At 40.6% G+C, this 22,247-nt stretch carries 26 protein-coding genes and 1 pseudogene; 19 read left to right on the forward strand and 8 right to left on the reverse strand.

Annotated features, from left to right (window positions below):
- Positions 1-31: 31 nt before the first annotated feature.
- Positions 32-379 (forward strand): hypothetical protein, encoded by a 348-nt coding sequence (locus BLW54_RS06880; RefSeq protein WP_244153487.1) that lies wholly within the window; start codon positions 32-34, stop codon positions 377-379.
- Between the two features lie 46 nt (positions 380-425).
- On the opposite strand, the gene BLW54_RS06885 is transcribed toward BLW54_RS06880, so the two are convergent.
- Positions 426-995, reverse strand: a complete 570-nt coding sequence (locus tag BLW54_RS06885) for a DJ-1/PfpI family protein (protein WP_035508930.1) — start codon at positions 993-995, stop codon at positions 426-428.
- A 496-nt stretch (positions 996-1,491) separates the two neighbouring features.
- On the opposite strand from BLW54_RS06885, the gene BLW54_RS06890 reads away from it, so the two are divergent.
- From BLW54_RS06890 to BLW54_RS06900, 3 genes are all read left to right on the forward strand, one after another.
- The gene (locus BLW54_RS06890; protein ID WP_074733581.1) at positions 1,492-1,845 is read left to right on the forward strand and encodes a VOC family protein; all 354 of its coding nucleotides are present in this window, start codon (positions 1,492-1,494) and stop codon (positions 1,843-1,845) included.
- Between the two features lie 189 nt (positions 1,846-2,034).
- A complete protein-coding gene (locus tag BLW54_RS06895; protein ID WP_051744286.1) occupies positions 2,035-2,412 on the forward strand; it encodes a metallophosphoesterase family protein in 378 nt (125 codons plus the stop codon).
- 279 nt (positions 2,413-2,691) lie between these two features.
- Positions 2,692-3,099, forward strand: coding sequence for an NUDIX hydrolase (locus BLW54_RS06900; protein WP_035508926.1), 408 nt, complete (start codon positions 2,692-2,694; stop codon positions 3,097-3,099).
- A gap of 58 nt (positions 3,100-3,157) precedes the next feature.
- Here the strand turns inward: BLW54_RS06900 and BLW54_RS06905 are convergent, their stop codons facing one another.
- The 3 genes from BLW54_RS06905 to BLW54_RS06915 form a co-directional block, all read right to left on the reverse strand.
- Positions 3,158-3,829, reverse strand: coding sequence for an NAD(P)H-dependent oxidoreductase (locus BLW54_RS06905; RefSeq protein ID WP_074733584.1), 672 nt, complete (start codon positions 3,827-3,829; stop codon positions 3,158-3,160).
- A gap of 78 nt (positions 3,830-3,907) precedes the next feature.
- Positions 3,908-4,546 carry a YczE/YyaS/YitT family protein gene (locus BLW54_RS06910; RefSeq protein ID WP_035508922.1) on the reverse strand — a complete coding sequence of 213 codons (639 nt, stop codon included), beginning with the start codon at positions 4,544-4,546 and terminating at the stop codon, positions 3,908-3,910.
- Positions 4,547-4,683: 137 nt separating this feature from the next.
- On the reverse strand, positions 4,684-6,240 hold the full coding sequence (locus BLW54_RS06915) for an ABC-F family ATP-binding cassette domain-containing protein (protein ID WP_074733586.1): 1,557 nt from the start codon (positions 6,238-6,240) through the stop codon (positions 4,684-4,686).
- Between the two features lie 108 nt (positions 6,241-6,348).
- Here BLW54_RS06915 and BLW54_RS06920 point away from each other — a divergent pair, with 108 nt between their 5' ends.
- From BLW54_RS06920 to BLW54_RS06940, 5 genes are all read left to right on the forward strand, one after another.
- Positions 6,349-7,239 (forward strand): NAD(P)/FAD-dependent oxidoreductase, encoded by an 891-nt coding sequence (locus tag BLW54_RS06920; RefSeq protein ID WP_074733589.1) that lies wholly within the window; start codon positions 6,349-6,351, stop codon positions 7,237-7,239.
- 183 nt (positions 7,240-7,422) lie between these two features.
- The gene (locus BLW54_RS06925) at positions 7,423-8,937 is read left to right on the forward strand and encodes a potassium/proton antiporter (RefSeq protein ID WP_035508916.1); all 1,515 of its coding nucleotides are present in this window, start codon (positions 7,423-7,425) and stop codon (positions 8,935-8,937) included.
- A gap of 127 nt (positions 8,938-9,064) precedes the next feature.
- A complete protein-coding gene (locus BLW54_RS06930) occupies positions 9,065-9,490 on the forward strand; it encodes a DMT family transporter (RefSeq protein WP_035508913.1) in 426 nt (141 codons plus the stop codon).
- A 15-nt stretch (positions 9,491-9,505) separates the two neighbouring features.
- The gene (locus BLW54_RS06935; RefSeq protein WP_035508911.1) at positions 9,506-10,201 is read left to right on the forward strand and encodes a Crp/Fnr family transcriptional regulator; all 696 of its coding nucleotides are present in this window, start codon (positions 9,506-9,508) and stop codon (positions 10,199-10,201) included.
- Between the two features lie 12 nt (positions 10,202-10,213).
- Positions 10,214-10,684, forward strand: a complete 471-nt coding sequence (locus tag BLW54_RS06940; RefSeq protein ID WP_035508909.1) for a DMT family transporter — start codon at positions 10,214-10,216, stop codon at positions 10,682-10,684.
- A gap of 137 nt (positions 10,685-10,821) precedes the next feature.
- Here the strand turns inward: BLW54_RS06940 and BLW54_RS06945 are convergent, their stop codons facing one another.
- Positions 10,822-10,947, reverse strand: a complete 126-nt coding sequence (locus BLW54_RS06945; RefSeq protein WP_074733592.1) for a YjcZ family sporulation protein — start codon at positions 10,945-10,947, stop codon at positions 10,822-10,824.
- Between the two features lie 363 nt (positions 10,948-11,310).
- On the opposite strand from BLW54_RS06945, the gene BLW54_RS06950 reads away from it, so the two are divergent.
- The 3 genes from BLW54_RS06950 to BLW54_RS06960 all read left to right on the forward strand — a co-directional run bounded on the left by BLW54_RS06950 (position 11,311) and on the right by BLW54_RS06960 (position 13,313).
- Complete coding sequence (locus BLW54_RS06950) at positions 11,311-11,751, forward strand: GNAT family N-acetyltransferase (protein WP_035508908.1); 441 nt, start codon at positions 11,311-11,313, stop codon at positions 11,749-11,751.
- A gap of 102 nt (positions 11,752-11,853) precedes the next feature.
- On the forward strand, positions 11,854-12,312 hold the full coding sequence (locus BLW54_RS06955) for an SRPBCC family protein (protein WP_035508906.1): 459 nt from the start codon (positions 11,854-11,856) through the stop codon (positions 12,310-12,312).
- A gap of 104 nt (positions 12,313-12,416) precedes the next feature.
- Positions 12,417-13,313, forward strand: coding sequence for a cupin domain-containing protein (locus BLW54_RS06960; RefSeq protein WP_074733595.1), 897 nt, complete (start codon positions 12,417-12,419; stop codon positions 13,311-13,313).
- Between the two features lie 387 nt (positions 13,314-13,700).
- On the opposite strand, the gene guaC is transcribed toward BLW54_RS06960, so the two are convergent.
- The gene (gene guaC, locus BLW54_RS06965) at positions 13,701-14,684 is read right to left on the reverse strand and encodes a GMP reductase (protein WP_074733598.1); all 984 of its coding nucleotides are present in this window, start codon (positions 14,682-14,684) and stop codon (positions 13,701-13,703) included.
- A gap of 128 nt (positions 14,685-14,812) precedes the next feature.
- Between guaC and BLW54_RS06970 the strand changes: the two genes are divergently transcribed.
- On the forward strand, positions 14,813-15,346 hold the full coding sequence (locus BLW54_RS06970) for a GNAT family N-acetyltransferase (protein ID WP_074733600.1): 534 nt from the start codon (positions 14,813-14,815) through the stop codon (positions 15,344-15,346).
- An 83-nt stretch (positions 15,347-15,429) separates the two neighbouring features.
- A complete protein-coding gene (locus tag BLW54_RS06975; protein WP_074733603.1) occupies positions 15,430-16,863 on the forward strand; it encodes an MDR family MFS transporter in 1,434 nt (477 codons plus the stop codon).
- A 338-nt stretch (positions 16,864-17,201) separates the two neighbouring features.
- Here the strand turns inward: BLW54_RS06975 and BLW54_RS20405 are convergent.
- Together BLW54_RS20405 and BLW54_RS06985 are read right to left on the reverse strand one after the other, a co-directional pair.
- Positions 17,202-17,726 (reverse strand): annotated as a pseudogene (locus BLW54_RS20405) (transposase); the annotation flags it as partial.
- Between the two features lie 22 nt (positions 17,727-17,748).
- A complete protein-coding gene (locus tag BLW54_RS06985; protein WP_074733608.1) occupies positions 17,749-18,408 on the reverse strand; it encodes a FusB/FusC family EF-G-binding protein in 660 nt (219 codons plus the stop codon).
- A 168-nt stretch (positions 18,409-18,576) separates the two neighbouring features.
- Between BLW54_RS06985 and BLW54_RS06990 the strand changes: the two genes are divergently transcribed.
- The 5 genes from BLW54_RS06990 (at position 18,577) to uvsE (ending at position 22,227) form a co-directional block, all read left to right on the forward strand.
- A complete protein-coding gene (locus BLW54_RS06990; protein ID WP_074733611.1) occupies positions 18,577-19,413 on the forward strand; it encodes an alpha/beta fold hydrolase in 837 nt (278 codons plus the stop codon).
- A 61-nt stretch (positions 19,414-19,474) separates the two neighbouring features.
- Complete coding sequence (locus BLW54_RS06995; protein WP_074733614.1) at positions 19,475-19,759, forward strand: hypothetical protein; 285 nt, start codon at positions 19,475-19,477, stop codon at positions 19,757-19,759.
- Positions 19,760-19,969: 210 nt separating this feature from the next.
- Positions 19,970-20,236 (forward strand): hypothetical protein, encoded by a 267-nt coding sequence (locus BLW54_RS07000; RefSeq protein WP_051744291.1) that lies wholly within the window; start codon positions 19,970-19,972, stop codon positions 20,234-20,236.
- A 206-nt stretch (positions 20,237-20,442) separates the two neighbouring features.
- A complete protein-coding gene (locus BLW54_RS07005; protein ID WP_074733617.1) occupies positions 20,443-21,150 on the forward strand; it encodes a DUF421 domain-containing protein in 708 nt (235 codons plus the stop codon).
- Between the two features lie 108 nt (positions 21,151-21,258).
- A complete protein-coding gene (gene uvsE, locus BLW54_RS07010; protein WP_035508891.1) occupies positions 21,259-22,227 on the forward strand; it encodes a UV DNA damage repair endonuclease UvsE in 969 nt (322 codons plus the stop codon).
- Positions 22,228-22,247: the final 20 nt, after the last annotated feature.

The raw sequence follows: 22,247 nt of genomic DNA on the forward strand, positions 1-22,247 counted from the left end.
TTTTCATATCACCGGTTACTTAGGAGGAAGCATGATGACTAACGAATCTATAGAAACATTTCACATCGCAGACTTCAACGATTTTACCCGTGTCTGCGTGGAAAACGATGGTCTGGCTTTTCCGGAGCTTAAAAAGATAATGGAGGATTATATCTTAAGTCAGGATACCATGGAGTTTAAAGAGTGTTGGATCAGGGATGAGCAGGTGGAACAAGGAGAGGTAAGAACTGTTCTGGTCAATTTCTTGGATACGAATCCAAATTATTTCATACGCCTGCGGGGTTCTAAAAATAAAGATAATGATCAAGTGTTGACTATGAAAGTGGATGCCGTTGACTTGAATACAGAAGAAGTCGTTTATGAACGGCAATTAGCGTAAAGAAAGAAGGCACCAGCTTGTGAGCTGGTGCCTTCTTTCTTTATATTTATGAATTTACGGTTGTCCCTTTTACCTGCTTGATGAACTCTTTCATAATCGATGGCAGGTCCGGCCAGGCGTGACCAGAAACAAGATTGTTATCCACATAATTCATCTCATCTATATATTCCGCACCGATACTCTCTACTTCTGGGCGGCAAGCGTGGTAGGCAGTCAATTTACGGCCTTTTACAATGTCTGCAATCGTAGTTAAAACAAGGCTTCCGTGACACATGACTGCTATCGGCTTCTCTGCAATGAAGAAATGGCTGATGAGTCCGGGAAGGTCACCGTGCATGCGAATGTGCTCGGGAGCACGGCCGCCTGGGATGATCAGAGCGTCGTAATCATTCGGATCGACATCTTCAAATCTTTTGTCGGCCTCGATCATGTAGCCTCTTTTCTCGGTGTACGTCTCCCAATCTTCGAAATCATGAATAACCGTATTCAGCTTTTTCTGGTGAGGAGCAGCGATATCGACTTCAAATCCTTCCTCCAAACAACGAAAATAGGGGTAATACACTTCCAAAGCTTCGACAGCATCTCCAGTTACAATCAATACTTTTTTTACAGACATCTTATTCCCTCCTAAGTAGAATCACATCTACTATATTTCCCTAATAGGATCCAATATTAACCTCTTTATAAAATCTATGATAAAAATGGAGGTTGATCAATTACAAATTAATTCTCCCTATAAGGCCGTTTTCTGGAAGACTTGATTCCGATATATTAATAAGAGTTGGGGCTACGGGAAACGGCTCGCCTTCCGTAAGGCTAACTAGAGGAGGCAATCCATTAAGTTTTACACGTTCCGAAATGATAAAAAGGATTTTGGACTACAGGGACGAATTTAATAAAATATGATCGTTATATTGGGATAAGGTGGGGTGTTTTTTGGAAGAGATGAAAGTTGGGATATCACAAGGTTGGCTAAGATTGCCTACCATTAAGATTAATAGGTGCCCTTCTCAGGTTACGGTCCTTTGCCTAAACGGAAGAGGGGATCGGGTTATTTACAAATCAGAATGAAAGTTCTCGATATCGGCTACGATTTTAAAGGAGGTTAAACAATGAAAAGTCCCATTCAAAGGAAGGCGGGAGCCATCTTCATTCCAGTTAAGAACATTGAAAAAGCAAGGGATTGGTATTGTGATCTTTTGGGGATATCACCAAACCTTGACATTCAATTCGGGCACTTATACATCCTGCCGGTGGAAAATGTGGGGGTTATTTTGGATAGCAAAATATACGAAGAAGGAAAAACGTTTGCGACACCCGCGTTTCATTTCAATACAAAGGACATCCATGCTTCCTATGAATATATGAACTCTAAAGGTGTGGAGGTTGTTACCCCCATTCAACATGACCACTTTTTTACTTTTAAGGATCCTGATGGAAACCTATTGATGGTCTGTGAGTGTTAATACCTTATATTTAGGTTTATGGCTACGAGGGACCATTCCTCGTATACTTGTGGTTTTAAAGCCAACACAGTCTTCCTACCATCATGAACCTCTCATTCCCTCGAAGCTAAGGAGTCAGAGAATAAGGGAGCTTACATAAAGCTTAACCGATTCTTATAATTGTAAAAGTAAAGGTGGGAGAGATCTTTCATGTACCGAATAGCCGTAATAACAGACATCCATGGAAATATTTATGCGCTGAGATCGGCACTGGAGGATATTCGAAGAAAGAAAGTGGATGCCATCTACTGCCTGGGGGATATGATCGGAATGGGCCCCTTTTCAAATCAGGTTTGTGAAACCCTCTTCTCCCACGAAAACGTACAGTTGGTCACCGGAAATCATGATGAAGCAGTAATGGCCCTTATTAAAGGATCTGTATATCCTAAGAGCAGAGAAAAGGTGAAGGCCCATCATCAGTGGATTGCTGATCGCTTGACATCTGAATATAAAAAAGCCATCTCTAGACTTTCGCGTTTTCTTACGACAAATGTGGCTGGATGGATATTTTATTTCGCTCTAACTTAGATGGATATATGCCGAGTTCTGTGGTCTGCTTTGGTCATGACCATGATGTGCACCATTTTTCAATAAATGACAGGACTTTTTTTGATCCAGGATCCCTCGGGTGTTACCCCAAACCATATGCCCGATATGGAATAATCGATGTATACACAGAAGGGTACAAGATCTATAAACAGCAGTGTCCCTATCCCTTACATACATATTTACAGGAAATGGACCGGTTTACGTTTCCAAGAAAAGAAGTAATGATGAAGATATTTAAAAAGAGCAGGAGGGAAAATGATGAACCCGCCGAAACACATCCTTTCAGCAGCCACTATTATTTTGAATGAAGAAAATAAAATTCTCTTAATCAAAGGACCGAAACGGGGATGGGAAATGCCCGGAGGACAAGTAGAGGAAAATGAATCATTGAAAGAAGCGGCTATTAGGGAAACAAAAGAAGAGTGTGGATTAGAAATCGAGATTGTTAGGTTTTGTGGTATTTTTCAAAATGTCGAGCGATCCATTTGTAATACGTTATTTTTAGGGAAAGTAACAGGAGGAACATTGGAAACAACGGAAGAAGCCTTGGAAGTGGGATTTTTCCCTTTAAAAGAGGCCTGTGAAATGGTGACATGGGGAAATTTTTGGAAGAGAATTGAACATTGTCTAGATGAAAGGAAGCAGCCATTTTTTGTCGATTTCTAGGTTGTCTATTTTAAACAGAAAGTGGGGGACTTCCAAAAGAAGTCCCCTCGCCTATTCTTTAGACCCATTTCACAACATCATTAAAGGGACGTCGAGATTTCTCTGATTGCTCATTTGCTCGATATCCGAAGGCACACATGACAGATATGCTGAAACTTCCGTCCTCTAGAAGTCCCTCTTCCTCAAGAAGCTGATTCATTTTTTCCATATTGAATCCTTCGATAGGACAGGAATCAATGCCGATTTCCGCTGCTGCTGTCATCATGTTTGCAAGCGCAATGTAAGATTGTTTGCCTGCCCAGTCCATTAATGGGCGTTCACCGTCAAGGAGTTTAAAGTCTTCTTTTTGGAACTCTTCGATACGACTTAAATATTTCTCTAAAAATTCATCAGGCAGTTGCATGGTGTTTTTAAAATGGTCTTGCAAGTATTGGGAATCGTATTGAGTGTCTTTTCTTGTCCGTGCAAGATAGATGACGAAATGACTGGCATCTGGGAGTTTTCCGTATGCTCCCCATGCTGTATCTTTAATTTTTTTCCGGAGCTCCGGGCTTTGAATGACAAGGAAACGCCAAGGTTCAAAACCGAACGAACTTGGGGATAAACGACCGACTTCTAATATAAAGCGGAAGTCGTCTTCCGGAATCGTTTTGTTTGGATCAAATTGTTTAGTGGCGTGTCTGAACTTGGCTGCTTCTAAAATTTTCTGCTTTTTGGCTTCTTTATTCATTATGGGTTTCCTCCTCATAGCAATATACAAGGGTAATATACCATAGAGGAGGAAGGTTATTCATGGACTTTGCCTGAATTACAGAGCTTCCTGGTAAGCCTCTTCTCCTGAAGGGTGTAAACGATAATAAATCGGATAGGCTCGTGTGTAAATGAATTGGATTACAGGTCCTAAAAAAATCATAGGAGCGATTGTTCCAAGGCCTACAGGCCCGCCAATGATAAGCGCGAGACTAGTCATAATTATCGCAACCACTGTTTGACCTGTCTGCAAACTTAATCGGAATCTTGAACTTACAGCGAGAAAAAGTTGGTCAACCGGTGCTCTAGGGAATTGGGGAAGAATATAAATCGCAACACCCATCCCAATAAAGGCCACTCCTGCGAGCAGTGTAGTGATTTGTAACATAAATGGAGCTGTTGATAAATCCACGTTTACAAATACAAATTCAAGCCAAAAGTCTAATATTAAGCTTTCAAAAACGACAGGAATGACAGCCTTCGTTTCAGGCAATGCCTTCATTAATTTTGCATTAATAAAAATGATGATTAATTGAAAGGCCGCGTACCAGAAACCGACTGTATAACCAAGGTGATCCGTCACACCTATAAAAAAAGATGTCCAGAATCCTGCGCCTAACGTAGCATTAATAAGAAGGGCGACACCAAAAAAATTGATGAACATCCCAATCAGATAAACCGTGGCACGATAGAACATGACAAGGCCTCCTTTCCATAAAAAATAAAATCAAGATGTGCTTTAAATGGTGATCATATTTTATTAGCGATTGTTCTATGGGTCAAACAAAAAAATTTGGAAAGAAAAAAGACCCCGCTTGGCGGGGATCTTATAAATCAAAAAACTTTAGTTGTCCAATCTTCACAGTTCCACACATCTGTAACCACGTCTTTATAAAAGTCAGGTTCGTGGGAGATGAGGAGAACACTTCCCTTATATTCTTTTAAGGCACGCTTCAGTTCAGCTTTTGCATCGACATCCAAATGGTTTGTCGGTTCATCAAGTACGAGTAAGTTGGTTTCCTTATTGATCAATTTACAAAGTCGGACTTTGGCTTTTTCGCCACCACTCAAAACTTGAACCTTACTTTCAATATGTTTCCGTGTCAATCCACATTTGGCTAAAGCAGCACGGACTTCGTATTGCGTAAAGTGACGAAATTCTTCCCATATTTCTTCAATACACGTATGGTCACTGATCTCCTTTAATTCTTGTTCGAAATAACCGATATGCAAATGTTCACCAAGCTGGACAGACCCTGATACAGGAGGGATTTCCCCCAGTATACTTTTTAATAAGGTCGTTTTACCAATTCCATTTGCGCCTGACAGGGCAATTTTTTGCCCTCGCTCCATTGATAGATTGAGCGGGCGTGAGAGCGGATCGTCATAGCCGATGGTCAGGTCCTTGGTCTCAAATAGATATTTCCCGGGAGTACGGGCCCGTTTAAAGTTGAATTGAGGTTTTGGCTTTTCACTATCCAATTCAATGATGTCCATTTTGTCAAGTTTTTTCTGACGGCTCATCGCCATTTTACTGGTAGCTGCATTTGCTTTATTTCTTGCGACGAAGTCTTTCAGGTTTGCAATTTCTTTTTGCTGCTTTTTATACGCGGCTTCTAATTGCTGTTTCTTCATATCATAAACACGAAGAAATTCGTCATAATCCCCTGGATAACGGCTTAATTCTTGATTTTCCATGTGATAAATTAAGTTGACTACACTGTTTAGGAATGGGATGTCATGCGAAATGAGAATGAACGCGTTCTCGTATTCCTGAAGGTATGTGCGCAGCCATTCTATGTGCTCTACATCGAGGTAGTTGGTGGGTTCATCGAGAAGCAAAATGTCCGGTTTCTCTAATAATAGCTTCGCAAGCAGAACCTTCGTTCGTTGTCCCCCGCTCAATTCGTAGACTTCACGGCTGAGGCCGATTTCATTAAGACCAAGACCATTTGCTACTTCTTCGATTTTAGCGTCAATCGTGTAGAAGTCATTATTCGTAAGCATATCCTGAAGAACTCCTGTTTCCTCTAATAATTCTTGAAGTTCGTCAGGGTCTACTTCTCCCATTTTGCCAAAAAGATCATTCATTTCCTGCTCCATTTCAAATAAATACTGAAAAGCAGTCCTTAGGACATCACGTATAGTCATGCCCTGTTTCAAGTCTGCATGCTGGTCCAGATACCCAATTCTAATCCGTTTGGACCAGGTGATGTTACCGGCATCCGGCTCCAGTTTGCCTGTAATAATATTCATAAACGTCGACTTGCCTTCACCATTAGCACCGATCAAGCCGATGTGTTCACCTTTTAATAAACGAAAAGACACGTCATCAAAGATAGCTCGATCTCCAAACCCGTGGCTTAGTTTTTTTACTGTGAGTAAGCTCATTATAGTTAACACCTTTTCTGTCAGTATATTTATCCTACTATATTATATAGGGGAATGAAGGGAAACGATAGGGGAAAAGTAAGAAGAACAAATGAGAGGAGTGGGGAGATGGCATATGATTGTATCATTATAGGTGGAGGAATTGCAGGACTACAGGCAGGGATTATGCTTGGAAGATATAAGAGGAGTGTCCTGATCATTGACAGCGGTCATGGCCGCTCTTCGCTTTGTAAAAGGTATAACAATATTATTGGATTTCCAGAAGGCGTGAGTGGAGATGAATTACGTCTTAAAGGATGGAAGCAGGCCAAAACATTTGGTGCAGAGTTCTTACAATCTGAAGTCATCGACATACATAATCGGTTCCATGTTAAAACAAAGTGTGGAAGAACTTTCAAAGCCAGCACACTTCTTTTTGCTACGGGTCTTGAAGAAAGATTTCCTAATATTGCAGGAATCAAAGAATGCCTGGGGCTTTCTGTTTATGTTTGTCCAGATTGTGATGGCTATGAAATAGTGGACAAAAAAACTGTAGTCGTGGGGAGCGGGGATACGGGGGCCCATATGTCGCTAACCCTTAAATACTGGAATGATGAAATAACCTTCCTTAATCACGGTGGCAAAGAATTGTCGTTGGAGATGCAGGGGAGGCTTCGTAAAGAAAAAATAACCGTGCAGCAGGTAATTGCGGAACGGTTCGTACATTCAGAAGGCTGCCTCCAGAAGATTATAACCAGAAGCGGTCTGGAAATAGAAGCGGATCATAGTTTTCTTGCATTTGGAGGGAATCGGGTGCAATCTGATCTTGCTGTACAACTTGGTGCCCATCATAATGAAAAAGGACATTTACTTGTTGACCCACGTACAAGGATGACAAATGTCGATGGGGTATGGGCGTCTGGGGACATCGTCGATCATTCTCAGTTTGTAACAACTGCTATGGGAGATGGGGCCCAGGCAGCGGTTTGGATTCACAAATGGTTGAAAGGGGAAGGCTGATTTTTTGATTTCAACAGCCATGTGTAGGATAATATAAGATATATCATTTGTACGTTCCTTGCTATATGTCCTGCTTAATCCACACTTATATGAGTTTGACTCATCCACTCTTCACTCAATCGCATAAAGACCAGGTCATACTTCATAAATTAGATTTAGTTCATAAGGAGAATCGAAACATTCATGTTTTTTGACGCTTTTGGTACGGATTCGTTTTTATTATTAACGGCTTTACTATTATTCAGCGGGGTGCTTGTAGCTAAATTCTCGAGCCGTTGGGGGATCCCTGCTTTGATTTTGTTTATTATGGTCGGCATGGCCTTTGGCAGTGAAGGACTGGGGATTGTTTATTTCAGCGACGCCAGAACTGCTCAAATTGTTGGTGTTTTTTCCCTTGTTATCATCTTGTTTGAGGGTGGTTTACATACAAAGTGGGCAACGGTACGGGCGGTTGCTGTTCCCTCTTTGTCGCTAGCCACTTTAGGCGTCTTACTAACATCCTTGATTGTTGGACTTGCCGCATTTGTTTTATTTGAATTAAGCTGGCTGGAATCGTTTCTATTTGGCGCTATTGTAGGCTCGACAGATGCGGCTGCCGTTTTTGCCGCGTTGAAAGAACGAAACATTAAGGCAAAGATGGGCGCCACTCTTGAAGCAGAGTCAGGAACTAACGATCCAATGGCCGTCTTTTTAACATTATCGCTTATCGAGTTGATCACTTCTGAACAATCATCATTCTGGATACTGATTCCGACTTTTTTTGTTCAAATGGGGCTTGGTTTGGTTATTGGTCTTGGATTGGGGAAAGTGGCTTCCATATCCATCAATCGCATTAAATTGGACTCTAGTGCTTTATATCCTCTTTTTTCCGTAGCCTTTGCGTTAGCGACTTATAGTATAACCGCATTTAGCGGGGGAAGTGGATTTCTTGGGGTTTATGTCGCTGCCCTCGTTATTGGAAATAGTGAACTGACCTATAGGTATTCCATCTTCCAATTTAATGAAGGATTTGCCTGGATGGCTCAAATTCTCATGTTCGTGATCTTAGGTTTATATGTATTTCCTAGTGAATTGTTTACAGCGTCGATTATGCTCAATGGAATCATTCTATCGATTGTGCTTATCTTGATTGCAAGACCGATGGCTGTCTTCCTATCAATGATTAAAATGAACTATTCCACAAAAGAAAAACTATTCATATCATGGGCTGGGTTGCGTGGAGCCGTCCCGATTGTCCTTGCGACTTTCCCAATCGTTGAAGGCCTTCAGAACAGTCAAAATCTATTTAATCTTGTGTTCTTTGTTGTACTGACATCAGCGCTTGTCCAGGGTTCTACTATTTCTCTGGTAGCAAAAAGAATGAACCTTGTTGGACCGAAGAAAGATATTCCGCATCATAGTATTGAATTAATTTCAATGGGGAATGCAAAGGCGGAGATGATTCAATATCAAACAAACGCTGAGTCAGCAGTCGTCGGTAAGAAACTCCATGAGGTCAGTTTCCCTAATCGTGCCAATATTAGCGCGATCATCCGGAATAATGAGGTGATCACGCCTTATGGAGAAACAGAAATCAAGGCTGGGGACTTCTTGTATATCCTAGTCGAGAATAAGTACAAGGAACAGTTAAAGAAGACATTAGAACAACGCGTGCAACGAAGTAAGAAAATACAAAAAGAGAAAGACGCTTTTTCATAAGGCGTCTTTTTCTATATTTTTTATATATCGTCCCCACCTGTAGAAAAGAATAAGAGGGAAAGGACATATGTCCTTTCCGGAAACTTCAACTTCGTTTTTAATGTAATTCAGAACAGGGGGATGATCTATGAAAGGGGCTATATTTTCATTACTTGGTGGTCTGTGTATCACGATGCAAGGCATTTTTAATGCGAGGATGAGTGATTCGATTGGAGGTTGGCATACCACATCAATGGTCCATTTAGTTGCCTTCACCATATCGATTCTTATTTATTTTTATGTGAGAGACGGGAAAGGGAAAAGTTTTAAACAAGTCCCGATCCTTTATTTAATCGGTGGGACATTCGGTGTTATCGTGGTTTTTGCTGAGTTGTCAGCCATCAAAATGATCGGCCCGGCTAGTGCTATTGCCATATTGCTTGTGTCTCAGATCGGCACAGCTTTTGTTATTGAATCAAAGGGCTGGTTTGGACAAAACAAAATACCTGTGACGCTTAAGCAGGGAATTGGTATTGGGATGATGCTTGCAGGTGTTATATTTTTTCAATTGTAAAAAGGAGTCCGTTTTATGAAAGAAAACAAAGGCATAGATTCCTTCCAGTATATGAAGGATTACGAACTTGAGCGAATTTTCCCTGTGGAGTTCAGAAAAAAGATGAGAGTTTATTCTTTTCATAAAGGAGATCTTCTTTTCACTACAGGGCAAATGCTTAATGAACTATATTTTCTAGTGGAAGGTAAAATTAAGATCTATACCCTCACGCCTGAAGGGAAATCACTCATTAACCGATTCAAACGGCCGCTTGGGGTGATTGGGGATGTGGAGTATGTGAAAGGAAGCCCTGTCATTAATTCGGTGGAAGCTGTGTCAGACGGGGTGATGCTAGCTGCTACCTTTACAGATCTAAAGGTTCTTGAAGCTAATCACCCACCATTTACTCGTTTTTTGTTGGAAACTGTCGCACACAAATTTTATACGGAGTCCCAGGCAACGAGCCTGCACATGCTTTACCCTGTTGAAGTCCGCCTGGCGAGCTACTTATTATCCATTTCTTCGGATGGTGAAGGGACACTTTTTCATCAGGAGATGCGCACAGAGAATTTAACAGAGCTTGCCGAATGGGTCGGGACGAGTTACCGTCATTTGAACCGTGTCCTTAAAAGAATGAATGCTGGGGATATAATTGAACGTTTGAATGGTTCTATTAAAATTAAGGATCTTGAGAAACTTCGTCATTTGGCGAACGGAAACATCTATGAGTAGGGGGAGATAACTATGGTTGGAGTTCTATTTTCAGTCGTTGCGGGTGTTTTAATTAGTCTGCAAAATGTTTTTAATGCCAGGGTCAGTGAGAAAACGGGAGCCTGGGCTACCACCTCACTCGTACTTGGGCTTGGATTGGTTTGTTCATTGCCTGTGTTTTATCTCATAGAACAAAAAAGTCTCTTTACCTTTGGGGATGTAAATAAAATATTCCTTTTTAGTGGGGTGTTTGGTGTTGGAATCGTATTTTTTCTTATGAGGGGAGTTACTTTAATCGGTCCTGCTTATGCGATTTCGATTGCGCTCATTTCACAAATCGTCATCGCCTTTATCATCAATACAAGGGGATGGTTTGGATTTGCCGCATCTCCTCTATCTATTTCCAAATTGCTGGGGATCGCCTTATTGGTTGGTGGCGTCTTAGTATACAAATTAGAAACGTTCCCTATGAAAGAAAAGGGGGTGGAAGATATGGGGGCGTGATCTGAATGCAGATCATGCTCTTTGTTGTTTGGGAAAGATATGTAGGGAGACTTAAAAATTTGGGAACCGCGTGGTTCTAATATCCCTATACATAAAAAAAGTAAAAGCGAACCCTTCATGGGCCCGCTTCCGTATGATTATTTGACGTATGCGACTCCTACGATGATAAGGAGGATGAAAAGCACAACAATCAGTGCAAAACCTCCGCCACGTTGTCCGTAGCCACCGCCGTAGCCACCGAATCCGCCGTATCCATAGCCCATGAATAAACAACTCCTTTACAGAGAAATTGAGGTGATTCCTCATTACTCTCATTCTATGAAAGATTGGGTGGGGTCGCTTGTGTGCCTGTCTAGTAATATGGGAAGAATCTTACCCTCCAATTTGTTATGATAATGTTAGGGGGTATTGGTTCGATTTGGACTTGAACTCGGTGGGAGGGATGATGACCTGACATAATTTCAAAAAAAGTGGTGGGAAGCTTTTTGGAAGTCTCTGGATGGTATAAAGGGAAAGGTGGAATAAAGTTACCTAAGGCGGTAACTTTTTCGCTTGTGACATGTGCGGTTCTGCTCATGATAATGCCGTGGATGGTTTCAGCATTCATAGGTTAAGGAGGGTACATAATGGGGGAAAGAACGATTGTTGAACTGAATACAAAACAGGAAATCAGATCTGCTTTTCCAGTAATGAGTCAATTGCGTACAAAAGTAAAAGAAGAAGAGTACGTAGACTTGGTATGGGAAGCGCGTGAAGTTGACCGTTACCATTTATTTGCTTTGTACAATAGCGGAGAAATAGTCGCTGTCATTGGCTTTAAAGAAATGACAACACTATATTATGGGCGGTTTATCTGGGTTTGTGATTTAGTAACGACTTTATCTCAACGCTCAAAAGGATATGGAGAAGAATTGTTAACGTTTACAGAAAACTGGGCTTTAAAGCAAGGATATAGCAGTATAGCCCTTTCATCAGGAATAAGTCGTGAACGGGCTCATAAATTTTATGAAGAAAACATGGATTACAAACGTGTAAGTTATGTTTTTAAGAAAAGCTTTCAAGATTAATGTGCCTGTATCAGCATAATAGAAGTAAATTACATAGGTAAGGTTTTCAAGAGCACTCCACGCTCTTGAGGCTTTCTTAGAAACAGGCAGGGAGGATGACGTATGATTCAATGGGAAAACGAACGGATCATTCATGCATCGATTGAAGAAGTATGGGAGCTCTTCAGGGATTATAATATCAAAAGGATTATGCCCAAAGTAGAAGAGCATGAATTAATTGAAAAATCGGAAACAACCGTTGGTGCTAAACATCGGCAGACGTATCGAGAAGGGAAACGTCTCGAAACATACACGGTAGAAACATTGGATTATGAGGATTCACCAGAAAGGAAGTATAAAGAAATCGCTTTCGTAATTGGACGAGCCTTCGAAGTGACTGCCTCTTTCAAATTAGTAAAAATCGATGATAACCGGACGCGATTTGTATATGCCGGGCAGAACAAGGGTGTAAACTTCATTGGAAAAGCGATGATGAAACTTGCGAATAAAAAAGGAAATGAGCGTGTTGTTGAGGAATTCCTTGATCGTGTTGAAAATGAAGCAACCCGGCCAAACGTTTAAACTCGTCTTAGGGTGAGTTTTCTTTTGCCTATGTGGTAGTGGGAGCGTATGAATGGGAAGATTCATGCATAGGATGTTTATAGCTTGGAAAGGGGATGAGCTGTATGCATAACTCTCCACAAGGGGTTTCCTATCCGGATTCTACTTTAAATAGAAATGCTTTAGAAATGAATGATATTTTTTTGGATGCTGTCAAAAAGAAAGCGAAAGCCGTGCGTTTATTCAATGCATTGGGCGAAGCGGCTCCCGATAAAAAGCATGAACACGAAATACTAAAAGCATTGGAAAACGAAAAGAGGCATCTGAACCATTTCACACATTTATATACTTCTTTTACAGGGACGGAACCAGAGTATGAAAGAGAAGAGCCACAATTTCAAACGTATGAAGAAGGATTAAGAGAAGGATATGATGCAGGATTAGAAGAGTTCGAAAAATATAGAAACGTTTATTCTAAGAATGGCCATAACCAATGGGGAGATGTCTTTTACAGAGCATGCCATGATAAAGCAGTGACTACAAACCGTTTGGTTGCTTTATCACGAGGTGAAAGACAAATAAATACGAAGGATTATGGAAAACAGCCTTTTGTCGTCGATATGGAAGAAGCAGCAAAGAAGAATGGCCATTTTCGTACAGCTTTATGGACGGGTAATCATTTGCAGATAACGTTGATGAGTATCCCAGTCGGAGATGATATTGGTTTAGAAGTTCACCCGGATGTGGATCAATTTTTACGAATTGAAGAAGGTCAGGGGCTTGTCCAAATGGGGGATGAAAAATACCAATTGAATTTTCAACAAAGAGTATCAGATGATTCTGCTATCATGGTACCGGCAGGAACATGGCATAACCTTATCAATACAGGGCCGCAACCTTTAAAGCTTTATTCGATTTATGCCCCTCCTGAACATTCTTTTGGTACTGTCCATCATACAAAAGCGGATACAGTATTGGGGCATAAGGATCACAATGAAGGGAGAAAGGGCATTCGGGAATAGATTTAGAAGTCAGGCAGTTTTCCGAAAAATTTATAATGAAAAGAAAGGGATGGAGCCCAGGTAATTAAATACAAACGATCAATGTGTTATTTCTTTCGTTTAACTGCAGATGGTTCATTCCTTCGCAAACCTATGTATACGATCGTTCTGAATAAAAGGATCTCTCTAAATCACTAGAACAAGGAATCTGTGTCCTTTATAATCATGACATTTACCTTAGAGGGGAGAAGGGTAGAAAAATAATAGATATTAAAATGAAACGCCGGGGGAATACCCGGCGTTTTTCACGTGTTAGCATCTAGCAATGACCAATAGAATCGAAGATGTTTCTATTGGGATCTTGTATTTTAGCCATCGAACGTAAGTTACTTACAGGCGAAGCTCCATTTAATAGACTTTATCCCCGTTGAAAATAGAGTTTTTTACAATGACATAATCGACGTGACGTATGCTTTCAAGCTCCATTCCTCCGGCATAACTAATGGCAGATTGTAGATCCTGCTCCATTTCAGTCAATGTGTCCTTTAATGCACCCTTATGTTCCACATACATTCTTTTTCCTTCTACGTTCTTTTTTTCCCCTTTTTGAAACTCAGAAGCAGAACCGAAATATTCTTTAAAAAGCTTTCCTTCTTTTTCGACGGTCACACCAGGGGATTCCTCGTGGCCTGCAAAAAGGGAGCCGATCATAACCATGGTCGCGCCGAAGCGAATGGATTTGGCAATATCTCCATGTGTTCGGATACCTCCATCTGCAATAACGGGCTTGCTTGCTGCCTTGGCACACCAACGAAGAGCTGCTAGCTGCCAGCCTCCCGTACCGAAACCAGTTTTAACCTTCGTGATGCATACTTTTCCAGGTCCGATACCGACTTTTGTCGCATCGGCCCCTGCATTTTCCAACTCACGAACAGCTTCCGGTGTACCAACATTTCCGGCGATGACAAATGTCTCAGGTAACCGTTGTTTGATGTGTTGAATCATTTCAATCACAGCTGTGGAGTGACCATGCGCAATATCAATTGTTATGAACTCCGGTGTTAAATCTTTGTCTGCCAATGTTTGAACGAATTCATATTCTTCAGGTTTAACCCCGACACTAATCGAAGCGATTAATCCTTTGGATTGCATGTCTTCAACAAAGTGAAGTCGAGTTTCAGGCTCAAAACGATGCATGACATAAAAATATCCTTCGTGTGCAAGTTTTGCAGCAATGGACTCATCCACTATTGTCTGCATGTTTGCAGGTACAACAGGTAATTTGAATTTATGGTTTCCCAGTTTGACTGAGGGATCACATTCTGAACGGCTATTTACTACACATTTTGCGGGAATTAGTTGTACATCTTCATAATCAAATACATTTTCCACAGAAATCACTCCTAAAACCGAATATTATTAATTGTTTAATTTGTAAATGTTCGTACCTTTGTAATTTACCTTATCTTGAGTTAATTGTCAAAGATTCATGGTAAAATGTTGATGAAGGGGGAAGAGTCATGTTTTTTCATAAAGTTGATAATGAGATTTCACTTAAATTGGCAGAATTGGAAGATGCAGAAGAGTTATTTCAGCTAACCGATGGATCAAGAGATCATCTGCGAAAATGGCTGCCTTGGCTTGATTTCACGAAAACCGTTGAAGATACAAGAGCATTTATTCAATCATCTAGAAATAATTTTTCTCGGAATAAGAGTTTAACAACAATCATCCTTTACCGTGGGGATATTGTGGGTACCGCTGGTTTTAATGAAATGGATCTTACAAATCATTCTGTTAAAATTGGTTATTGGCTAGGTGAGGATTTTCAGGGGAAAGGAATTATGACACGAGTGGTTGAAGCTTTAACCAATTATGCATGGAAAGAATTGAACATGAACCGAGTGGAAATAAGGGTCGCGCATGGGAATAAGAAGAGCGCATCGATTCCGAAACGTCTTGGGTTTAAAGAAGAAGGGCGGATTCGCTCTGCAGAATGGTTGTATGACCACTACGTGGACCATATTATTTTTGGATTGCTGGCCCATGAATAGGTGAATGGTCAGGTGAATAGGTGAATGGTTTAATACGAAAGTAGAGATAAATAAAAACAGAAACCAATGTCGGAGGATTAAAAATGGAAAAGAATTACAACAGAAAGATCATACTCGTCACATTTATGATCGGGGCGTTTTTTGCGGTTCTGAATGAGACGTTACTTAATATTGCGCTTACAGAGTTAATGGAAGTATTTAATTTGGAGGCGCCTACTGTCCAATGGATGGCTACCGGTTTTATGCTCGTTATGGGAGTTTTAATGCCGATTTCCGCCTTACTTATTCAATGGTTTACCACAAGGCAGATGTTTATCGGCGTCATGACTGTTTTTTTAACTGGAACGGTTATTGCAGCCTCTGCACTTAACTTTCCAATGCTGCTCACAGGGCGGATGATTCAGGCGGTCGGAACAGGCTTATTAATCCCAGTAATCATGAATGCTCTGTTGCTTCTTTACGAGCCAGAAGTTCGGGGCAGAATAATGGGTACATTTGGTCTTGTCATTATGTTTGCCCCAGCTATAGGCCCTACATTATCCGGGGTCATTGTTGATTTATTAGGGTGGAGATGGTTGTTTATTACAGTCATTCCGTTTGCTTTATTTTCCATCCTTTTTGCATACAAATATTTAGAGGATGTGGGTGAAGTGACCCGTCCAAAAGCGGATCTCTTATCTATTGTCTTATCTACGATAGGTATTGGTGGAATTGTTTATGGGTTCAGCAGTGCTGGTGAAAGTGAAGGAGGCTTCTCTTCTGCCAACATCCTGATCATTATCGGGATTGCCTTTTTAAGCATCGTACTTTTCGTTATAAGGCAGCTGAAATTAGAAGAACCCTTATTAGATGTGCGGGTGTTTACTTATAAAAGTTACGCTCGAGGGATCATCATTTTTGTAGTCGTGATCATGGCAATGTTCGCTTCAGAAATTGTCATGCCTATGTATTTACAAGGGCCATTAGGGTTTTCCGCGAAAATGGCAGGGTTGCTGCTTTTACCTGGGGCTTTGTTGAATGGTTTGATGTCCCCTGTGATGGGTACACTCTTTGATAAATTTGGACCTAGGAAATTGATTATCCCTGGTACTCTGGTGTTAGTAGGTGTGATGTTATTCTTTAGTAATATAGGACCTGCTATTCCTGTTTGGTCCTTTATCCTTGCCTACATTCTGCTGATGTTGTCAATTTCGGCCATTCTTATGCCATCTCAAACCAACGCTTTGAATGAGCTGCCCAAACACTTGTATCCACACGGAACGGCCATTGCTAATACTTTACAGCCGATCGGCGGAGCCTTAGGCGTCTCTATTTTTGTCAGCATTATGAGCCAGGGGGAGAGGAGTTATTTGAATCAACAATCTGGAGAACTGACAAAAAAAGTATTACATCAAGCTATGACGGCCGGAGTGCATCATGCATACTGGTTCGCATTAGGACTTGCAATTCTCACGTTCGTTATCGCTTTATTTATCAGGAAAGCTGTTGCACCGGATTATGAACCAGAAAACGGCTAAAGAAGAGAAATGGGAGATCACATAAGAGCGTACATTTAATAGACAATAGCGAGTGATCATGATCCCAGGTTATATCATGATTTATATGCGGTTCGTGAAAATAGAAAAGGGTCCATCCTTTATAGAGATGGACCTCAGCTTGTAGAGAAACCCCGTGTTTTTCTACAAGCTTTTTTTCTTGCCTCCAGGAGCACAGACCATTCCCTTTCCGCGGACGAACGCCCGAGCCTTTTCGTGAAACCCACACTGCGGGGTCTCGGATCGCCCGTTTTTCCGCAGGAGTGTCATGGTCTGTGCTCCTTCGCTCTAGCTTATAGCCAAAAAAGACTCTCCTCCACCTAACTTACCCTAGCTAAATGGGGGGCAATATTTTTCATGTTTTGACAGGGGGCCGTCATCTGCGCCTGTTCCTTCACTTTCTCTTTTCCGCGCAAGCGACAATAACGCAGCCCGTGCAGTTCTTCTGAATCTGGAGAAGCTATTCTCAACTGTCTCTTTTCTCATGCGATAAATCCGCTTCCCTCATTAGAAAGTCGGTTCAAACGAACCTGCTCTTTATCTTCCTCCCATACATGGCGTGTAATAGTTTTCTGGTGATTTTGATTTTGCGTGCACTGCGTAAGAAGAGGATATGTCTCACACTGCTGCGGATCTGATTTATAATGGCGATATCCGTCACGGTCTGTTGTGCCATACCTTAGCTCTTCTCCTTGCAGACAGACATAGACATCACGTTCCACTTCATACTTATATTTCCATTTAGCTAGAAACCCTTTCCTTGTCTGGTAACGACGGTGGGCATTCACACCAAAGATGTTTCTTTGGGCAAGTCCATGGCAGATAGGGGGTGACGTAAATTGAGACCAAAACAAAAAGGTCCATCCTTTATAGGGATGGACCTTTTTGTCCATTTTTCATACGTTTAACGAATGACACTAAATGTTGACGGGATTGGATATTTTCATTGCATTTTTTACTATCATGACAAATATAATTGCCGCGACTGACAGTTTCCTCATTTGCCTGCCCTCTGACAGTTGAAGTGAACATCCCCACTTTTTCATGTTCATGACAAATCGAACAGATACTTTTTTGCTGCAAGGGTTTGTAATGGCCATATAATCCTATAAGTTTACCATCAATAGTTGTAATCATATACTTTCTGCTAGCCCCAGGGTCGTTCCATCCTAGATAGGAAAGTTCTGTCCATTCGTCTTTCGGAATAGAAGGGATCTTCAGTTTTTTCACTTTCGGAAACAGTCTTTGAATATCACTCTCCGTTACTTTTGGAAAGGGGATAACATATTGTTTCAAGCGAGAGAAATAAAGAATGGCATCTGTTTCATCTTTAATGTCGCTGGCTTGTGCAATGATCTGCTCTTGCTGTGGTGAAAGGTCAGAGAATAGGTGAAGTACTCTTTCATTTGTTAACGACTTGAGTGCCTGGGTAACAGCCGCATCGTTGGTAGTCATATGTCCATTTAACAGGTTTCGAGCCTGATTCTTAATATAATGGTATTGATCGGAGCGAATAAAACGTTCCATAAAAAACCTCCGTTCATCTAGTTTCCCCTTATTATTCCAGAGCATCTTTATTCAATCAAATTTTTTGCCCTCGCTCTTAATCTAAAGGATCCGGTGAATCGAGGAAATTCTCTAATTTTGAAACGTTTTGATTAGAATGGTCGTATTAAGCTTGGGAGGGAATGGCTGATGACATGGAAAAAAAGGATGGTTCATAGTGACCGTGGGAACTTCGAAATTTTTGAAAAGGGGGAAGGGTTTCCACTTGCTGTCACCCATATATATTCAGAGTTTAACGAAACGGGTGATTATTTCGCAGAGGTTTTTGTGAAAACACACCATGTCTATATCATCAATTTAAAAGACTGTGGAAACTCTGATAAAGCAAAAGCTCCTCATGAGTTCTCTATGCTTGAAACAATTCTTGATTTGGAATCTATTCGACGAGCATTAGGGTTTACCAAATGGAAGTTTGCTGGTCACTCGACAGGTGGAATGTTAGGTGTCTTGTATGGGATATATTTCTCTGATTCGCTAGAAAAACTACTTCTTGTGAGTGCGGCTGCCCGTGAGTATATGACTTTTTCACCAGACTGTATTTATAACGAATCACACCCAAATTTTAATAAGATGCAAGAGTTGATTGAACGGTTAAAGAATAATGAACTCTCTGCACAAAAAAGGAGTGAACTATCAAAAGAACGTACGAAACTCTCCCTTTTAAAACCAGAGGATTATGACCAATATTTCAACCGATTCACCAAAAAGAAGATGTCTGTGGTTCGAATGAATTTCTTTGCGAGAGAATTACATACATTTGATGTAACCAAAAAACTGCCACGGATTAAAACCCCGACTTTAATTATTGGTGGGACCCATGATATCCAGTGCCCACCTTTGTATTCTAGAGAAATGGCAGAATGGATCCCTGATTCCATATTATTTTTGTTTAATGAAAGCAACCATTATCCACATTTAGAAGAACCAACTGAATTTAACAAGGTGATCGTGGACTATTTTGACTAGCATAAACTGGAAGTGGTAAAGTAACTGATGATAGCGTTTTAAATATGGAAGGAGATCAACCATGCATCAGGAAGAACAAACACGACAAAATGACTTCGCTAAATTTAAAGAACTTTGGTTTCTTTTGTTTATGCTTTTCTTCACACTTTTTCATAACGTGTTCGTAGAGGTAATCGGGGAAGGGTGGAGTTTTATCGGTTACAGTTTATTGTTTCTTTTTATGTATGGTTTGTTCCGCTGGTTGCGGAAATTGGTGGCCTTTTTACGGAAGCCACTATCCTGGGGTTCGTTAATAGTTTTCTACATCGCGGGTGTTTTTGTACTGAGTACATTCATGATTCCTTGAATAAAAGTTTTATGGAAATCTCGCCTAATCAAGTTTCCCTTGTAGATGAATGGTTCGTCGTATATAAAATGGGGATTTGGAGGGAGATTTCAAGGTCAACTTAAAATAGGACGTTCACTTTTTTCACCGTCAAACATTCTAAGGTACACGGAATGAAGAATACAGAAATGACTTACAACCTAAGGCACAAAATAAGGAGAGGTGAAAAGTTTGCTTGAACTATCTATGATCGTGATTACAGGCTTACTAGTTGCTTTTTATACCTATTTTTTATATAAAAAACGGAAGGGAATGGAAAATAGGCATGGATGGAAAAGTATGGTCACACCAGCAGTCTTTATCATTGCTCCTATCGCTGCATTAGTGTCGTATTTATTTCATTTAGGTGGTATGTTTACTTGGCTCTTCCTTGGAATTTGTTTTATCACCGGGGCTTTTTATACGAAGTACTTGCCACAAACGAAGGAGAATCATTGATTGATGAAGCAACCGATTGGGGTTGCTTTTTTTATAGTTTATGGAAGTTTGATCGATTACAGTTGAACTCCTCTCCATGGTAGGGGTCATCTAGTCCCAGCGCCGCTCTCCCTGGACGTCTTAAGTCATTCCGCTTTGGGCAAAAAACATTCACATATTTGCTATTTATAAAGGGATACTAAAAAAGCGTATTGAGGAGGGTATCTATGGAGGATTGGATGGAATTTACAGGAAGAGGGATAACCGTCTTCTTTATTCTTTATATCTTAGCCCGTATATTAAGTAAAAAATTAATATCTCAAATGACGCTTTTTGATTTTATTGCAGGGATTACACTTGGATCCATGACAGCAACCACATTTCTTTCTAAAGAAACAACGCTTTCTAAAGGTGCCTTCGGACTTCTGTTATTTGCCATCCTGGTCCTTGTTATTGACTATTTTACTATGAAAAGTCTTATCATACGAAAACTTGTGAATAGTGAACCGACCCTGTTGATGGATAATGGAAGAATTCTTATTAAAAATATGAAAAAGGTGCGCTTTACTATAGATGAGTTAATTGCAGAATTAAGAAAGAATGGTGTGTTTCGTTTCGATAATGTACAAACGGCGATACTCGAAACAGATGGATCTGTTAGTGTATTACAGAAAGCAGATTACTCCCCTGTAACGCCAAAAGGCTTGAGAATGGAAACGACTCCTGTTTCTTTTCCTCGAGTAGTAGTTGTACAAGGGAAGATTTTAAGAAAAAACCTGAATGCAAGCGGTTATGATGAGACTTGGTTGAAAGAACAATTGAATCATCATGGGGTAACCGAATGGAAAGATGTACTTGTCGTTCAAATTAACCCGGATGGCACCATCTACCTTGAAACGGTAAATGGTGGGATGAAGTCGGATAGAAAGCAGTGAAGAGAAAGCTGGATGCACCTAGGACGGAAGGTGAATGGAACGCGGGTTCTTCTACATACCTTATTAAATGATGCAAACGCTGGATGAAAAGGCAGAGGAGCTTAAAGTATGACGTTATACCGACTTGGTTATGTGGCTATGAGTGTGAATCTACAAAATGCTTCCCCCTCGCAAACCATGACCTATAAAAGGTTTTCGCAATTGCGTGATGAAGAAGCAGCGAGAAATAAGTTGGAACGAATTGCAAAATCCAATATTGAAAATTGTCTTCGGTTATTGAAACATAATAAAGCTCATGATATTCATTTCTTTCGTTTAAGCTCACGGTTGGTTCCTCTGGCTACGCATGAGAAATTAAAAGGATGGGACTATTTAGGACCAATAAAAGCGGAATTGAATGAACTTGGGAGCTTCGCTAAAGAAAATCAGATGCGGATTGATTTTCATCCTGATCATTTTGTTGTGATAAATTCACCGGATAAAGAGATTTTCAAAACTTCGGTGGCTGTACTCAAATACCATTATCTTCTTCTCCAACAAATGGGAATTGATCCGACTCATCGTTGTGTTTTCCACCTTGGCGGCCGGTATCAAGATAAAGAGAAGTCATTAGAACGGTTCATTGAAAATTGGGCTCTTGTTCCAAGGGGTATTCAAAAAATGGGAATGATTGAGAATGATGATACGTCTTATACGTTAACAGATGGGTTATATGTATGTGAAAAATTAAATATCCCCCTTGTATTTGATATGCATCATCACTACGCAAATCATGATGGCGAAAAATGGGAGGACCATTGGGGGCGTGTGATAGGGACATGGCTAAAATCCCCGCTTCCTGTGAAAATGCATATATCGAGTCCAAAGAGTCAAAAAGAATTTAAAAACCATGCGGATTTCGTAAATCCCAATATGATCCTGGATTTTGTTGAGAAAACGAACGGATCAGTGGATCAGATCGATTGTATGATTGAAGCCAAACAGAAGGACGACGCTCTTTTCAGGTTAGTGGATCACTTTAAACAACACCCCCAAGTGGAAATGCAGGATGGAAGTTCGTTTATTTGGAAAGGTTGATCTTTATTTCATTACAACGG

It is taken from the genome of Halobacillus karajensis (genome assembly GCF_900108515.1).
GTDB lineage: Bacteria > Bacillota > Bacilli > Bacillales > Halobacillaceae > Halobacillus > Halobacillus karajensis.

Bases quoted from the DNA above. Each gene is read 5' to 3' on its own strand.
- BLW54_RS06880 (WP_244153487.1), top strand. From the start codon at position 32: ATGATGACTAACGAATCTATAGAAACATTTCACATCGCAGACTTCAAC.
- BLW54_RS06885 (WP_035508930.1), bottom strand. From the start codon at position 995: ATGTCTGTAAAAAAAGTATTGATTGTAACTGGAGATGCTGTCGAAGCT.
- BLW54_RS06890 (WP_074733581.1), top strand. From the start codon at position 1,492: ATGAAAAGTCCCATTCAAAGGAAGGCGGGAGCCATCTTCATTCCAGTT.
- BLW54_RS06895 (WP_051744286.1), top strand. From the start codon at position 2,035: ATGTACCGAATAGCCGTAATAACAGACATCCATGGAAATATTTATGCG.
- BLW54_RS06900 (WP_035508926.1), top strand. From the start codon at position 2,692: ATGAACCCGCCGAAACACATCCTTTCAGCAGCCACTATTATTTTGAAT.
- BLW54_RS06905 (WP_074733584.1), bottom strand. From the start codon at position 3,829: ATGAATAAAGAAGCCAAAAAGCAGAAAATTTTAGAAGCAGCCAAGTTC.
- BLW54_RS06910 (WP_035508922.1), bottom strand. From the start codon at position 4,546: ATGTTCTATCGTGCCACGGTTTATCTGATTGGGATGTTCATCAATTTT.
- BLW54_RS06915 (WP_074733586.1), bottom strand. From the start codon at position 6,240: ATGAGCTTACTCACAGTAAAAAAACTAAGCCACGGGTTTGGAGATCGA.
- BLW54_RS06920 (WP_074733589.1), top strand. From the start codon at position 6,349: ATGGCATATGATTGTATCATTATAGGTGGAGGAATTGCAGGACTACAG.
- BLW54_RS06925 (WP_035508916.1), top strand. From the start codon at position 7,423: ATGTTTTTTGACGCTTTTGGTACGGATTCGTTTTTATTATTAACGGCT.
- BLW54_RS06930 (WP_035508913.1), top strand. From the start codon at position 9,065: ATGAAAGGGGCTATATTTTCATTACTTGGTGGTCTGTGTATCACGATG.
- BLW54_RS06935 (WP_035508911.1), top strand. From the start codon at position 9,506: ATGAAAGAAAACAAAGGCATAGATTCCTTCCAGTATATGAAGGATTAC.
- BLW54_RS06940 (WP_035508909.1), top strand. From the start codon at position 10,214: ATGGTTGGAGTTCTATTTTCAGTCGTTGCGGGTGTTTTAATTAGTCTG.
- BLW54_RS06945 (WP_074733592.1), bottom strand. From the start codon at position 10,947: ATGGGCTATGGATACGGCGGATTCGGTGGCTACGGCGGTGGCTACGGA.
- BLW54_RS06950 (WP_035508908.1), top strand. From the start codon at position 11,311: ATGGGGGAAAGAACGATTGTTGAACTGAATACAAAACAGGAAATCAGA.
- BLW54_RS06955 (WP_035508906.1), top strand. From the start codon at position 11,854: ATGATTCAATGGGAAAACGAACGGATCATTCATGCATCGATTGAAGAA.
- BLW54_RS06960 (WP_074733595.1), top strand. From the start codon at position 12,417: ATGCATAACTCTCCACAAGGGGTTTCCTATCCGGATTCTACTTTAAAT.
- BLW54_RS06970 (WP_074733600.1), top strand. From the start codon at position 14,813: ATGTTTTTTCATAAAGTTGATAATGAGATTTCACTTAAATTGGCAGAA.
- BLW54_RS06975 (WP_074733603.1), top strand. From the start codon at position 15,430: ATGGAAAAGAATTACAACAGAAAGATCATACTCGTCACATTTATGATC.
- BLW54_RS06985 (WP_074733608.1), bottom strand. From the start codon at position 18,408: ATGGAACGTTTTATTCGCTCCGATCAATACCATTATATTAAGAATCAG.
- BLW54_RS06990 (WP_074733611.1), top strand. From the start codon at position 18,577: ATGACATGGAAAAAAAGGATGGTTCATAGTGACCGTGGGAACTTCGAA.
- BLW54_RS06995 (WP_074733614.1), top strand. From the start codon at position 19,475: ATGCATCAGGAAGAACAAACACGACAAAATGACTTCGCTAAATTTAAA.
- BLW54_RS07005 (WP_074733617.1), top strand. From the start codon at position 20,443: ATGGAGGATTGGATGGAATTTACAGGAAGAGGGATAACCGTCTTCTTT.
- uvsE (WP_035508891.1), top strand. From the start codon at position 21,259: ATGACGTTATACCGACTTGGTTATGTGGCTATGAGTGTGAATCTACAA.